Origin of the sequence: Plantactinospora sp. B24E8 (assembly GCF_039871735.1) — a bacterium.
In the GTDB taxonomy this organism is placed as follows: domain Bacteria; phylum Actinomycetota; class Actinomycetes; order Mycobacteriales; family Micromonosporaceae; genus Plantactinospora.
Map to the genome: position 1 here is coordinate 39,574 of NZ_JBDPMH010000012.1, position 12,889 is coordinate 52,462.

The window sequence follows — 12,889 nt, forward strand, 5'->3', positions numbered from 1 at the left end:
GGCGACCGTTCCGCGCCCGCTGGCAGCTGTCCGCCGTCGGGCAGGGTCGGCCACCCGCGCCCCTACCGCGGCTGTCCGCCCTCGAAACCCTCCCGGCCGGTGGAGCGGGTGCTGGCCAGCCAGATTCCGAAGATCATGGCCAGGACGGCGGGTATCTCGACCAGCAGCCGCAGGCCGCCGAACGACATCGTCTCGTGGAAGGCGGTCACCCCGATCAGCACGCTCGCCACCGGGTCGACCAGGGTGATCGCGGTCAGCGGCGCGGCGAGCGGACCGTTCTGGAAGGCGTTCTGGTTCAACGCCACCGCCGCCAGCCCGAGCACGCCGAGCGCGTACAGGTGCCAGTCGGTGAGCACCGCGAGCGGATCGGCGGAGACCCGCCCGGCGAACGTCTTGAGCAGTGACGCCGTGCCCGCGTAGAGCAACCCGGAGGCGGTCCCCAGCAGCGTTCCGCGCAGGGCGCCGGTGACCCGGCAGGCGAGGGCCAGACAGATCGCGATCAGTGTGACGCCGACCAGCCCCACCCCGAGCCAGCCCGTCGGCGAGGGCTCCGACACACCCGCCCTCGGCCGGGCGGCGGCGAGGAACACCGCCAACCCGAACACGCAACAGGTGACCGCCGTGACGTCCCGGGGATGGGGCCGCCGATGGTCCAGGGCCGCCTCGAGCGGGATCGCCAGGAACATGCCGCTGATCATGAGGGGCTGTACGAGGGTGAGCGGGCCCATCCGTAGGGCGAGTGCCTGCAGCACGGTGCCGGCGAGATCAGGGGACTTGGCGAGCAGCCAGCGCCGGCGGCGGAGCAACCGGACGAACAGCCGCGGATCGAACGTCCCGTGCTGCGGCTCCCGCCGGGCGGCACGCTGCTGCAGCGCCGCACCCAGCGCGAAACAACTGGCGGAGACAAGCGCCAGCAGCACCGCGGCGACGATCACGCCCGGACTCCGCCGCCCCAGGTTACCGCCGGTCCCGTACCCACAAAATCACGCTACGTGTTCGAGCCTCCGCTGACCGGCGGTTCTGGCTGGTACGGAACCTGATCCAGGTCCGCGCTCCGGCGGAGGGTGCCGGATCCTGGCCGGCCGGGACGACAAACGCCCGGCCGGCCAGGACGGGGTCAGGTGGCGAGCGCCCCGGCGGACCGCCCCTCGTGCAGAGTCAGGTTACGGCCGTTCGACGGATCGAACAGGTGGATCTTCTCCAGGTTGAACCAGATCCGCCGGTTCTCCCCCTCGGTCACCGGGGACTCCGCCGACAACCGGGTGACCAGGTTCGTCCCCGAACCGCTCAGCTCGTCCGCGCCGACGTCCGCGGCCAACTCCTCCAGCTCGGCCGCGCTGGCCCGCTCCCCCTCCACGCTCAGGTAGACGTACTTGTCGGAGCCCATCGACTCGACGATCTCGACCGGCGCCTCGAACTCCATGCCCCGGGACCGGCTACTGTCGTCGATCAGAGCCGCGTCCTCGAAGTGCTCCGGACGGATCCCCAGGATCAGTTCCCGGGGTGCGTTCTCCGCCTCCAGCTCGCGCCGGACCCGGTCACCGATCGGCACCGCACCGAGCGCGGTACGCAGCTGCCCCTCCTCGACCGCCGCATGCAGGAAGTTCATCGACGGCGAGCCGATGAACCCGGCGACGAAGAGGTTGACCGGGTGGTCGTACAGCTCCTGGGGCGGACCGACCTGCTGCACCGCGCCGCCCCGCATGATCACCACCCGGTCGCCGAGCGTCATCGCCTCGGTCTGGTCGTGGGTGACGTAGACCGTGGTGGTGCCGAGCTGCTTCTGCAGCCGGGAGACCACCGTCCGCATCTGCACCCGGAGCTTGGCGTCCAGGTTGGAAAGCGGCTCGTCCATCAGGAACGCCTTCGGGCTGCGGACGATCGCCCGCCCCATCGCCACCCGCTGGCGCTGGCCGCCGGAGAGGTTCGCCGGCTTCCGGTCCAGCAGCGCGGTCAACTCCAGCACCTTGGCCGCCTCGGTGACCTTCTGCTCGACCGTCGCCCTGTCGAGCTTGGCGAGCCGGAGCGGGAAGGCCATGTTCTCCCGGACCGTCATGTTCGGATACAGGGCGTACGACTGGAACACCATCGCGATGTCCCGGTCCCGGGGCGCCCGGTCGTTCATCCGCTCGCCGCCGATCCGCAGCTCACCGGAGCTGATGTCCTCCAGCCCCGCGATCATGTTCAGGGTGGTCGACTTCCCACACCCGGACGGGCCGACCAGGATGACAAACTCGCCGTCGGCGATATCCAGGTCGACGTCCCGGACCGCCGTGGTGCCGTCCGGGAACTGCTTGCTCACCTTGTCGAGCACGATGTCAGCCACGACGATTCACCCCTTGACCGCGCCGGACGTCAGGCCGGAGACGATGCGACGCTGGAAGAACAGCACGAACAGAATGATCGGTACGGTGATCACCACGGCGGCGGCACAGATCGCCCCGGTCGGATCCTCGAACTGCGACTCCCCGGTGAAGAACGACAACGCCACCGGCACCGTGCGGGACCGCTCGGTGGAGGTCAGCGAAATCGCGAAGAGGAAGTCGTTCCAACAGAAGATGAAGACCAGGATCGCGGTGGTGAAGACCCCGGGAGCGGCCAGCGGGGCGATCACCCGACGGAACGCCTGCCCCTGGGTCGCGCCGTCCATCTTGGCGGCCTTCTCCAGATCCCACGGGATCTGCTTGAAGAACGCCGAGAGCGTGTAGATCGCCAACGGCAACGCGAACGTGATGTACGGCAGGATCAGCCCCGGCCAGGTGTCGAAGAGCCCGACCGACCGCTCGATCTCGAACAGCGGCGAGACGAGAGAGACCTGTGGAAACATCGCGATCAGCAGGGAGACCCCGACCAGCGCCTTCTTGCCCGGGAAGTCCAGCCGGGCCACCGCGTACGCCGCCATCGTGCCGAGCACCACGGCGATCACGGTGGCGATCAGGGCGATCCCGATCGAGTTGACCAGCGCCCGGACGAACTGGTCGGTGGAGAAGATCGTCCGGTAGTTGTCCACTGTCCACTCCCGGGGGATGAAGTTCCCGTCGGTGAGTGTCGCGGTGGTCTTGAACGACAACGACGCGATCCAGAGCACCGGGACCAGTGCGAAGACCACCACAACAACGTCGAGCAGTCCCCACCGCAGCCGGGCACGGGTGGTGGTGTCGGCAGCCATCAGTGTCTCCTCCCGTTCGCGACTGCGGGGCTCCGCTTCGCTACGCTCCTCGCGCTCACCGGAGCCGCCCCTTCGTTCGCGACTGCGGGGCTCCGCTTCGCTACGCTCCTCGCGCTCACCGGCGGCCTCCCTCTGCTGAGCTGCCCGGGGCAGCCGTGCCGAAGAGCCTCACGAAGACGAACGCGATGACCGCCACGGTGAGGAAGATCAGCACCGACATCGTCGACCCGATCCCGAGGTTCAGCCCGCGCATCAGGTTGTTGTAGGCGAGCATCGACACCGACGAGGTCTCGTTCGCCCCGGCGGTCAGCACGTAGATGTTGTCGAAGACCCGGAACGCGTCCAGGGTGCGGAACAGCAGCGCCACCAGGATCGCCGGCTTCATCACCGGCAGCATCACCCGGGTGAACCGTTGCCAGGCGGTGGCGCCGTCCATCGACGCCGCCTTGAGCAGGTCCTCGGGCACCAGCGCCAACCCTGCCATCAGCAGCAACGCCATGAACGGGGTGGTCTTCCAGATCTCCGCCACCATGATGATCGCCAGGGCGCTGGCCCGCTCGGTCAACGGAGCCCCCTCGCCGAAGAGGGTGGCCAGATAACCGGTGCCGGGCGTCCAGGCGTACCGCCAGGAGAAGGCGGCGACGACGGTGACGATCCCGTACGGGATCAACGCCGCCGTGCGGACCAGCCCACGCCCGACGATCGTCCGGTGCATGACGATGGCCAGCCCCATGCCGAGCACCAGTTCCACCGCAACGGTCACCACAGTGATCAACATGGTCACCCCGAACGCGGTCCACCAGTACTCGTTCGTCAGCACGGTCGCGTAGTTGGCCAGGCCGACGAACTTCCGCTCGTCCGGGAACTTCAGGTCGAAGCGCTGCAGCGACAGCCAGACCGAGTAGAGGATCGGGTACGCCGTGACGGCGAGCATCACCAGCGCCGCCGGGGCGCAGAGCAGCCAGCCGAGCCGGCGCTCGGCCCGCTTACCCTCGCTCGATCGCGCCCGGCCGCCAGGCCGGGTCGGCTCCACTCCCCGGGGCGCCGGAACCCGGGGCGCCGCGTCGACGTCATGACCTGACCCATCCGGCCCGCTGATGACCTCGCTCCGCTCGGTCATGACCTCTCCTCGCTACGCTCGTCGATGCCATGACCCGGCCGACTGCACCCGCTGATGACCTCGCTCCGCTCGGTCATGGCAGCACCCCCTTTGATTCGAGCGCGTCCTGCGCCGCCTCGCGCATCTGCGCCGCGGTCCGCTCGGGCTGGATCTCCGACGGCGGCGAGAGCATCGCCGACAGCACGGTGGAGATGTTCTGGTACGCCGGACTGCGCGGTCGGGTCGTGGCGTCCTTCAACTCCTCGAGGATGGTCTCCTTCATCGGGTACGCCTCGTCCATCTCCGGATCGGCGTAGACGCTCTCGATCGTCGGCGGCACCCCGTCGTTGATCGCGGAAAACTTCTGGTGCTCGGCGTCGCGCAGGCAGGCGGCGGCCGCGAAGGACTCCTCCGGGTGCCGGGAGTATCGGCTCACCGCCAGGTTGAAGCCGCCCACGGTCACCCGGCTCGGCCGGTCCGGATCCACCCCCGGGTACCGGGCCCAGCGGACCTTCTCCGCCAGCGCCGGGTCGGCCTCCTGCATCGCCGGATAGACGAAGGGCCAGTTGAGCTGGAACGCGCCGGCACCGGACTGGAAGTCGAGCCGGGCCTGGTCCTCGTAGGTGTTGGTGAAGGACGCGGTGGTGATGCCGGCGGTGGCGAAGCGGCGCAGCACGTCCAGCGCGCGAACCGCTCCCGCGTCGAAGACCGCCCGGGTGCCCGCGTCGTCCAGGATCTTTCCGCCGGCACTGGCGACCAGGTTGTTGAAGAGGACAACAAGGCCCTCGTACTGGGCCCCCATGGTGATCACCTGGTACGGCTGGCCGCGTCCCTTGAGCTCCTGGGCCGCACTGATCATTTCGTCCCAGGTGCGCGGCGGCTGCGGCACCAGGTCGGTGCGGTACCAGAGCAGTTGCACGTTGGTGTTCTTCGGCGCGGCGTAGAGCCGGCCCTCGTACCGGGCCGTCTCCAGCGGCCCGGCCAGGGTGCCCCGTTCGGCCTCGGTCTTCCGGTCACCGGTCCACTCCCGGAGCCAGCCGGCGCTGGCGAACTCCTGGGTCCAGGTCACGTCGAGACCCAGCACGTCCATTCCGCTGTCCTCGGCGGCGAGCCGCCGGACCAACTGGACCCGCTGGTCGTCGGCGGCCCGGGGCAGGATCCGGTACGCGATCCGGTACCGGCCCTGCGCCTGGGCGTTGCAGTCGTCCACGACCTTCTGCAGGTTCTGCTCGGGCGAGTAGTACAGGTTCACCGTGGGCACACCGCCGTCGTCGCCGGAGCCACAGGCGGCCAGCGGCACCAGCAGGGCCAGCACGGCGGCCGCGCCGGCCAGCCGGGTCCGGCCACGCCGACCACCCGTACCGACGTCCGCCTCGGTTCGTCGCGGCCCGTTCCTGCTCCGCCCCGACCCGGCCACCGGCACCCGGTGCCCGCCGTGCGGGCCACCCGTCCGCTCCACAACGGCTCCTCTCGACGACGGCCGGGGCTCATCGGGCGCCCGACACGGCGAAAACACCCGTCCTTCTGGCGGCGGGCCGGATGGCCGTACGCTGACCGGAAGCGGGCGTGACAAACCTGGGCTCCCCACTGCCCCACCACCCCGCCGGCGAAACCTCCAACCCGGCGCGTCGTCCCCGAACCAACCGTTCGCCCGGTTTCGCCCGAAACTGGCCGGCTGACCCGCCCACCCCGGCGGGCGCCGCCGGTCCACGGCGCTCCGAACCGCTCCACAGTGCTATTCCCGGCCGGCGGCGCCTCGGCTACCGTGGTCGTAACCTCCGGCACCAACGGTCGCCGTCGACGCCGACCCGCCCCCGGACGCGCACCCGTCGCACCGGTCGGCACCGGTTCCCCGCCGGGCGACCCCGCCGGCGACCGGGCGATCCACCCCGGCCCTCCGGCGAGCCGATCCGCGACCCCGGCCCGGTCGGCGTACCGCCCCGATCGGGTGAAACCCGCCCCGCCCCCGCGATCCGTTCGGCAGGATCGTCATCAGAGGAGGTGCAGCCGTGCAGGACACCCGGGCCCTCACGCTGTCGTTCGAGGTCAGCGGTCCGCCCCCGGTCAGGACCGAGGCGCTGTCCATCTTCGCGGCCGGACACCGCCAGGCCGCCCGGGTCCGGGCCCTGTTGGAGGCCGCCTGCGGCGCGGCCCAACGTACCGGCTGGACGGCACTCACCGAGCCGGTCTCCCTGGAGGTCGTCCTCCGCTGCCCGCCGGGTCGACGCACCTCGGACGCGGCGACACTGCTCGGCGGCATCGGCGCGGTCCTGCAGGACAAGAAACGGGCGGCCGACATCGGGCTGGCACACCTGGGTGCGCTCGCCGACGTCGCGCTCTACCTCGACGACCGGCAGATCCGGCACATCTCCTACCGGGAGGAGCCGGCCGAGCAGCTGTCCTACCTGGTCCGGGTGGCGGCCCTACCGGCGACGGTTTGACCGTCGGTGCGGACCGGGTAACGCCGACCGGCGACGAAGGAGGTAGCCATGTCGGAGCCACACGTCACGCTCGACGACGACGGGCTCGGCGGGGTGCCGGAGCACCTGCGGGCGCCGCTGGAGGAACAGCTCAGTTCGGCGCTGCGGGCGGCGACCGAACGGGTCCGCGCCGAGTACGCGGGTGAGCCGGTCGAACAGGTCTGCCGGCGCCTGCTCGACGAGACCCGGGCCGGGCTGCATCCCGACATCGCCGACGGCTTCACCCCGGACATGGACGAGTTCTGCCGGGTGGCGGTGGCCATCGTCCGACGGGACCTGCCCGAGCCGACCTGACGATCGTCGGACGGTCCCGGCTGACGGTCGCCGCCGTGACGGTTGACGATGTGGGTACGGCGGCAGCGGTCCGGGCGGCGCCATTGGCGATCACGTCCGGCCTCCGTACACTCGGTTGCCTCACAGCCGGTCATGCGTGCCCGCTGTCCCCTGCCCGGACTCGGCCGATCTCTACGGGAGGCTCAGTGCCCGCACAGCCGAGTGTGCCCGCCGCGGTACTCGACGCCATCTCGACACCGCTGCTGACCACATCGGAGCAGGGCGTTGTCCACTGGTGCAACGAGGCGGCACGGCACCTCGGCCGACTCCTCGGCACGGATCCGGACACGCTGCCGTTCGGCGCCGTGACGCCGGACGGCCCGCCGGTGGTCGTACACCGGGCGGCGGTGGACGGTACCACCCGGCACCTCCGGGTGAGCTGCCGGCGGCTGCCGGCCGGGGCAGGCGGGGAGCCGACGCTGACCGACCCGCACCAGCCGCCGGTCGGACCGGACGACCGGCCGGGGCCGCCGACCACGCCGCTGCTGTACGAGTTCACCGACGTCACCGAGCAGGTGGGCGCAGAGCGCCGGGCCGACGACTACGCCTGGCGGCTGAGCCACATCGAGGAACTGGCCCGGGTCGGCACCTGGGAGTGGCACCTGCCGACCGACCAGGTGGTCTGGTCGCCGACCCTGAAGACGATGATCGGCCTGGCCCCGGAGACCCACCTGGACTACCGGACCTACCGGTCGATGATCCACCGGGACGACCTCGCGCTGGTCGACGCGGAACTCGACCGGGCGATCCGGGAGGCGACCTCGTTCACCTTCACCCACCGGATGAGCCTCCCCGGCGGCCTGCAGACCCGGATCCTGCGGTGTTACGGCGAGGTTTTCACCGACGAGGCCGGCCGACCGCTGCGGATGCTGGGTACCGCGCACGACATCACCGAGTTCCGTCAGGTGCAGGACGAACTGGCGTACCTCGCCGCACACGACCCGCTGACCGGGCTGCCGAACCGACGGGCGCTCACCGCCCGGATGAGCGACCTGACAGCCGCCGGGAGCGGCGCCACCACCGCCCTGCTCCTGCTCGACATCGACAACTTCAAGGACATCAACGACCTGCGTGGACACGCTGTCGGTGACGAGGTGCTCCGGCTGCTGGCCCGGCTGCTCACCGAGCACCTGCCGGCGGAGGCCGTACTCGGCCGGCTCGGCGGTGACGAGTTCGCCGTCCTGCTGCCGGACTGCGACGCAGACCGGGCGCTGGCCATCGGCGCCGGGCTCTGCGACCTGGTCGCCCGGACCCCGCTCGCGGTCCGTGGGGAGCCGTTGCGGGTGACGTTGAGCATCGGCGCGGCACCGCTGGACACCGCCGACGACGACACGCTGCTGCTGGCGCACGCCGACCTGGCGCTCTACCAGGCCAAGGGCGAGGGGCGGAACCGGGCCCGCCTGTTCGCCCCGGAACAGCAGGAGGTGGCCGCCCAGCGGGTGCACGTGGTGTCCCGGGTCCGCCGTGCCCTGGAAACCGGTCAACTGCAACTCGACGCCCAACCGATCATCGACCTGCCCGACGACCGGATCCACAGCTACGAACTGCTGATGCGGGTCCGGGACGAGCAGCGCCGCCAGATCGGGCCGGGCGAGTTCCTGCCCGCGCTGGAGCGCGGCGACATGATCTACGAACTGGACCGTTGGGTGGTGGAGACCGCCACCCAGGCCCTCGCCTCGGCGCGTACCGCCGGTGCGGAACTACGGTTCGACGTGAACATCTCCAGCCGGTCGATGGAGGATCCGACCTTTGGCGACTGGGTGGTCGCCACCCTGACCGGCGCGGGGGTGCCGGCGACCCAGCTCGGTCTGGAGATCACCGAGACGACCGCGATCGCCAACCTCGACGCCGCCCGCCACCTGGCCTCCACCCTGACCTCGGCCGGTTGCCGGTTCAGCCTCGACGACTTCGGCGCCGGGTACGGCTCCTTCGTCTACCTCAAGCATCTCCCGTTCAACACGGTGAAGATCGCCGGGGAGTTCGTCCGGCAGGCCGACCACGGCGGGTCGGACCCGATCCTGATCGACGCCGTGGTCCGGGCCGCGCACGGGCTCGGGATGCGGACCGTCGCCGAACACATCGACCGGCCCGAGCTGGTGCCGGTGCTCCGCGACCTCGGTGTGGACCGGGGGCAGGGATACCACCTGGGCCGGCCGGAGCCGCTGCGGACGCTGATGGCCCGGACCACCACCACCGACCGGACCACCACCACCGACGGGAACGACAGCGCCGCCGCGACCGTCTCCTGCGCCGCCCCACAGTCCTGAACCCGCGCCGCACCACGGTCCGGCCCCCCGCCTGAAGCCACGCCGCACCGCAGTCCGGGCCGCCTGAGCCCGGGCCGCCCGCCGGGGTCAGTCGGGTACGGCGGAGGCCGCCCCGACCAGGGCGACCACCTCGTCGGCGCAGCCCCAGGCCAGGGTCACCCCGGCACCACCGTGCCCGTAGTTGTGGATCAGTCGGGTGCCGTCCGGTCCGGACGGGTCCACCGCCACCCGGGGCCCGCCGTGCCGGGCCGGGCGCAGGCCGGTGAGCTGCCCGAGGACCGGGGCGCCGGCCAGCTCCGGCACGAGCTCCACACACCGGGCCACGATCGCCCGCCCGGCCTCGTCGTCCGGCGCGGTGTCCGTCTCGTACGGCTCGAAGGTGCCCCCGAGCACCACGTCCCGGCTGCGCGGGTGGACGTACGTCGGCCCGCCCGGGTGCCCCTCGTCCCGCATCGAGGTGACCAGGCCGGGATTGGCGACCAGCACGATCCGTCCCCGGACCGGGTGGACGGCGGGATCGTCGGCGAGCACCCCGGCCGCCAGTCCGGTCGCGTTCACCACCACCGGCGCCTGACCGGCCAGCTCGTGCAGGGTTCGTACCCGGTGCCGCCGGATCGGCACGCCGAGTCCGGCGAGTCGGTCCACGAGCCAGTGCAGGTACGGCTCCATCTCCACGGTCGGTACGGTGAACCGCCACTCCCCGCCGTACCCGGGGGGCGGCGGGACCGACCGGAAGTCGGGCACCGCGGCGGACCACCACGGGTCCTCGGCGACCGCGCGGCGCAGCAGCATCCGGGTCGGCCGCAGCACCACCCCGGGGATCTCCCGGCGGGCCTGGTCGGCGAGTTCGTCGAAGGTGCGGCGGGCCCAGTCGAGCACCCGGGGGTCGGCCTCGGTCCGGGTCGGATACCAGACCGCGGCGGCGATCCGGGAGACGGTCGCGACCGGCTCGTCGGCGGCGAGCACGCTCACCCGGACCCCCGCCTCGGCCAGCCGTACCGCGCAGCTGAGTCCCACCACTCCGGCGCCGAGCACCAATACGTCAGCCATGGTGTCAAGGGTGCCGGCAACAGATTCGAATGAACAGGGTGAGCACTCTGTCACGCACGGACGACAAAATCAATACAGGTAAATCCCCGCTGCTCTCGCTACTCTCACCGCAGGGCTGGAGGCTTTCCACGCGCGAGGAGGGCAGGCGGCATGACCAGGACGGGAACGGTCACGAAGCTCGACGAACCGGGATGGCTGACGGAGAGTCAGGCAGCGGTACGCCCCGCGATGGCGGCGGCCGTCGGGCACCTCAGGCCACAGATGCGAAGAGTCTGCGAGTACCAGCTCGGTTGGCGTGACGACGCGGGCCGCCCGGTCCAGGCCGGCGCCGGGAAACTGATCCGGCCGACGTTGACCCTGGTGAGCGCGGCGGCGGTGGGCGGTGCGGTGGAGAGCGCTCTGTCGGCGGCGGTCGCGGTGGAGCTGATGCACAACTGCACGCTGCTGCAGGACGACGTGATGGACCAGGACCCGGTCCGCCGGCACCGTCCCACCGCCTGGGCGGTCTTCGGGCCGTCCGCCGCGGTCCTCGCCGGGGACGCGCTGCTGGCGCTCGCCTTCGCGGTCCTGGCGCGTACGCCGGCGCAGCTCGCCGGTACGGCCGCCGCGCAACTCGCCCGCACCATCGACGAGCTGATCGAGGGGCAGGCCCTGGACCTCTCCTTCGAACGGACGATCGGGGTGAGTGTCGCGGACGCGGTACGGATGTCCGCCGCCAAGACGGCCGCCCTGCTCGGCTGCGCCTGCGCACTCGGCGGGCTGTACGGTGGCGCCGACGAGCCGACCCGTGTCCTGCTCGACCGGTACGGCCGGCACCTCGGCCTGGCCTTCCAGCACCGGGACGACCTGCTGGGGATCTGGGGCGACCCGGAACGGACCGGCAAGCCCGCGATGGCGGATCTGCGCCGGCGCAAGAAGAGTCTGCCGGTGGTCGCCGCCCTGGCCGCCGACAATCCGGCCGCCGCCCGGCTCCGTACCCGCTATGCCGACCCGACCCCCTTCGCCGACCCCGACGAGCTGCGGGAACTCGCCGCGCTGGTGGAGGAGGCCGGCGGCCGGGACTGGTCGGAACGGGCCGCCGGGGACGAACTGCGGCAGGCCGCCGGGGTGCTGGGCGAGTTGGGCCGGGTCGGGGTCGCCACCGACCGGCTCGCCTCGATCGGCGAACTGATCGTCACCCGCGACGGCTGAACCGCCCCGACCGACGCCACCCGCCGACGGGGCCGGCCGGGCGCGCCCGAGACCGCGCCGTCCGGCCCCACCCCCGGGCTCCACCGCACCGCCGGGGCCCGAGCGGCGGGCTCACTCGCGGATGCCGGCCAGCTCGACCGGACCGGACCGCAGGGCGAGCCGGATCGGCAGCAGCGCGCCCAGCAGCGCCAGTACGGCACCGGTCGCGGTGATCACCGCGACCGTCCCCCAGGGCACGGTGACCGGGGTGGGGCCGACCAGTTGTCCCAGGGCGAGCCGCAGTCCGGCCAGGTTCACCGCCGACGCGCCGGCCGCCAGCAGCACCCCGACGCCGACGACCAGCAGGGACTCGGCCGCGAAGACCCGCAGCGTCTGACCTGGGGTGGCCCCGGCCAGCCGTAGGATCGCCAGGTCCCGCCGCCGGTCGGCGGCCGCCATCACCAGGGTGTTGACGACGGCGATGAAGCAGAAGACGATCGCGATGCCCAGCACCAGCACCATGCCGAGGGTGCTCGCCTCGCGGTTCTCGCCGCTCTCCTCGCCGAGCCACTGCTCGGCGGCGACCACGCGGGCGCCGAGCCCGGCGGTCGCGGACGCCAGGGCGGCCCGGACGGCCGCCGGGTCGGCGTCCGGGCGCAGCGTCACGTAGATCCGACGGGCCAGCCCGGTGGAGGCGTACGCCGCGGTGCCGGCGAACCGCTCGCTCAGGTAGGCGACATCGTTGCTGCCGGTGGTGGCGGAGAGGACGGCCGCCACCCGCAGCGGCGCGGTGCCACCGTCGGCGAGCAGTACCTCGACGGTGTCGCCGACGTCGGCGAGGAAGGCCGCGATCCGGGCCCGGTCGGGCCGACGGCCGGCGAGCCGCAGCGGCAGTGCCACGTTCTGTTCGGCGGTCAGCGCGGGCAGCAGGTTGAACGCCTGGAAGACGAAACCGACCCGGTCCCGCCGGAGCAGGGTCAACCCGGTCTCGTCGAGCCCGGCCAGGTCGGTACCGGCGATCAACACCCGCCCGCTGGTCGGCCGGTCCAGCCCTGCTGCGCACTGCAGCAGCGTCGACTTGCCGGAGCCGGACGGTCCCATCACGGCGGTGAAGCTGCCGGCCCGCAGGCGCAGTGACACGTTCCGCAGCGCGGTCACGGTGTTCCGGCCCGACCCGTAGGTCCTGCCCAGCGATTCGAGACGTACGACGTCATCCACAGCGACGAGCCAATCATCGACCGTCACATCGACACATCGGACCGAACCCTGAGACGTCCCCGAGCGTCGGCCCTGAGATGTCCCGGGTCGCCACCCCGACCCG

General features: G+C 71.8%; 11 protein-coding genes and 1 pseudogene. 4 read left to right on the top strand and 8 right to left on the bottom strand.

Annotation, left to right across the window (positions count from 1 at the left end):
* Positions 1 to 62: 62 nt before the first annotated feature.
* The 5 genes from ABGB21_RS18990 to ABGB21_RS19010 all read right to left on the bottom strand — a co-directional run bounded on the left by ABGB21_RS18990 (position 63) and on the right by ABGB21_RS19010 (position 5,601).
* Positions 63 to 935 carry a DMT family transporter gene (locus ABGB21_RS18990; protein ID WP_347652282.1) on the bottom strand — a complete coding sequence of 291 codons (873 nt, stop codon included), beginning with the start codon at positions 933 to 935 and terminating at the stop codon, positions 63 to 65.
* 182 nt (positions 936 to 1,117) lie between these two features.
* Positions 1,118 to 2,326, bottom strand: coding sequence for a sn-glycerol-3-phosphate ABC transporter ATP-binding protein UgpC (gene ugpC / locus ABGB21_RS18995; protein ID WP_347678779.1), 1,209 nt, complete (start codon positions 2,324 to 2,326; stop codon positions 1,118 to 1,120).
* Between the two features lie 6 nt (positions 2,327 to 2,332).
* Positions 2,333 to 3,169: a carbohydrate ABC transporter permease gene (locus ABGB21_RS19000; protein WP_347652284.1), complete on the bottom strand. Its 837-nt coding sequence runs from the start codon at positions 3,167 to 3,169 to the stop codon at positions 2,333 to 2,335.
* Positions 3,170 to 3,284: 115 nt separating this feature from the next.
* On the bottom strand, positions 3,285 to 4,289 hold the full coding sequence (locus ABGB21_RS19005; protein WP_347678781.1) for a sugar ABC transporter permease: 1,005 nt from the start codon (positions 4,287 to 4,289) through the stop codon (positions 3,285 to 3,287).
* A 73-nt stretch (positions 4,290 to 4,362) separates the two neighbouring features.
* Complete coding sequence (locus ABGB21_RS19010; protein WP_347652445.1) at positions 4,363 to 5,601, bottom strand: ABC transporter substrate-binding protein; 1,239 nt, start codon at positions 5,599 to 5,601, stop codon at positions 4,363 to 4,365.
* A gap of 676 nt (positions 5,602 to 6,277) precedes the next feature.
* Here ABGB21_RS19010 and ABGB21_RS19015 point away from each other — a divergent pair.
* The 3 genes from ABGB21_RS19015 (at position 6,278) to ABGB21_RS19025 (ending at position 9,348) form a co-directional block, all read left to right on the top strand.
* The gene (locus ABGB21_RS19015; protein ID WP_347652286.1) at positions 6,278 to 6,709 is read left to right on the top strand and encodes a hypothetical protein; all 432 of its coding nucleotides are present in this window, start codon (positions 6,278 to 6,280) and stop codon (positions 6,707 to 6,709) included.
* 48 nt (positions 6,710 to 6,757) lie between these two features.
* Positions 6,758 to 7,042 carry a hypothetical protein gene (locus ABGB21_RS19020; RefSeq protein ID WP_347652287.1) on the top strand — a complete coding sequence of 95 codons (285 nt, stop codon included), beginning with the start codon at positions 6,758 to 6,760 and terminating at the stop codon, positions 7,040 to 7,042.
* A gap of 185 nt (positions 7,043 to 7,227) precedes the next feature.
* On the top strand, positions 7,228 to 9,348 hold the full coding sequence (locus ABGB21_RS19025) for an EAL domain-containing protein (protein WP_347678783.1): 2,121 nt from the start codon (positions 7,228 to 7,230) through the stop codon (positions 9,346 to 9,348).
* A gap of 87 nt (positions 9,349 to 9,435) precedes the next feature.
* Here the strand turns inward: ABGB21_RS19025 and ABGB21_RS19030 are convergent, their stop codons facing one another.
* Positions 9,436 to 10,398, bottom strand: a complete 963-nt coding sequence (locus ABGB21_RS19030) for an FAD-dependent oxidoreductase (protein WP_347678785.1) — start codon at positions 10,396 to 10,398, stop codon at positions 9,436 to 9,438.
* Positions 10,399 to 10,548: 150 nt separating this feature from the next.
* Here ABGB21_RS19030 and ABGB21_RS19035 point away from each other — a divergent pair, with 150 nt between their 5' ends.
* Positions 10,549 to 11,589 carry a polyprenyl synthetase family protein gene (locus ABGB21_RS19035; protein ID WP_347652290.1) on the top strand — a complete coding sequence of 347 codons (1,041 nt, stop codon included), beginning with the start codon at positions 10,549 to 10,551 and terminating at the stop codon, positions 11,587 to 11,589.
* A gap of 111 nt (positions 11,590 to 11,700) precedes the next feature.
* On the opposite strand, the gene ABGB21_RS19040 is transcribed toward ABGB21_RS19035, so the two are convergent.
* Complete coding sequence (locus tag ABGB21_RS19040) at positions 11,701 to 12,090, bottom strand: FtsX-like permease family protein (protein ID WP_347652446.1); 390 nt, start codon at positions 12,088 to 12,090, stop codon at positions 11,701 to 11,703.
* Positions 12,091 to 12,423: 333 nt separating this feature from the next.
* Positions 12,424 to 12,786 (bottom strand): annotated as a pseudogene (locus ABGB21_RS19045) (ATP-binding cassette domain-containing protein); the annotation flags it as partial.
* Positions 12,787 to 12,889 lie beyond the last annotated feature (103 nt).

Bases quoted from the DNA above. Each gene is read 5' to 3' on its own strand.
- ABGB21_RS19000 (WP_347652284.1), bottom strand. From the start codon at position 3,169: ATGGCTGCCGACACCACCACCCGTGCCCGGCTGCGGTGGGGACTGCTC.
- ABGB21_RS19005 (WP_347678781.1), bottom strand. From the start codon at position 4,289: ATGACCGAGCGGAGCGAGGTCATCAGCGGGCCGGATGGGTCAGGTCAT.
- ABGB21_RS19020 (WP_347652287.1), top strand. From the start codon at position 6,758: ATGTCGGAGCCACACGTCACGCTCGACGACGACGGGCTCGGCGGGGTG.
- ABGB21_RS19030 (WP_347678785.1), bottom strand. From the start codon at position 10,398: ATGGCTGACGTATTGGTGCTCGGCGCCGGAGTGGTGGGACTCAGCTGC.
- ABGB21_RS19035 (WP_347652290.1), top strand. From the start codon at position 10,549: ATGACCAGGACGGGAACGGTCACGAAGCTCGACGAACCGGGATGGCTG.
- ABGB21_RS19040 (WP_347652446.1), bottom strand. From the start codon at position 12,090: ATGGTGCTGGTGCTGGGCATCGCGATCGTCTTCTGCTTCATCGCCGTC.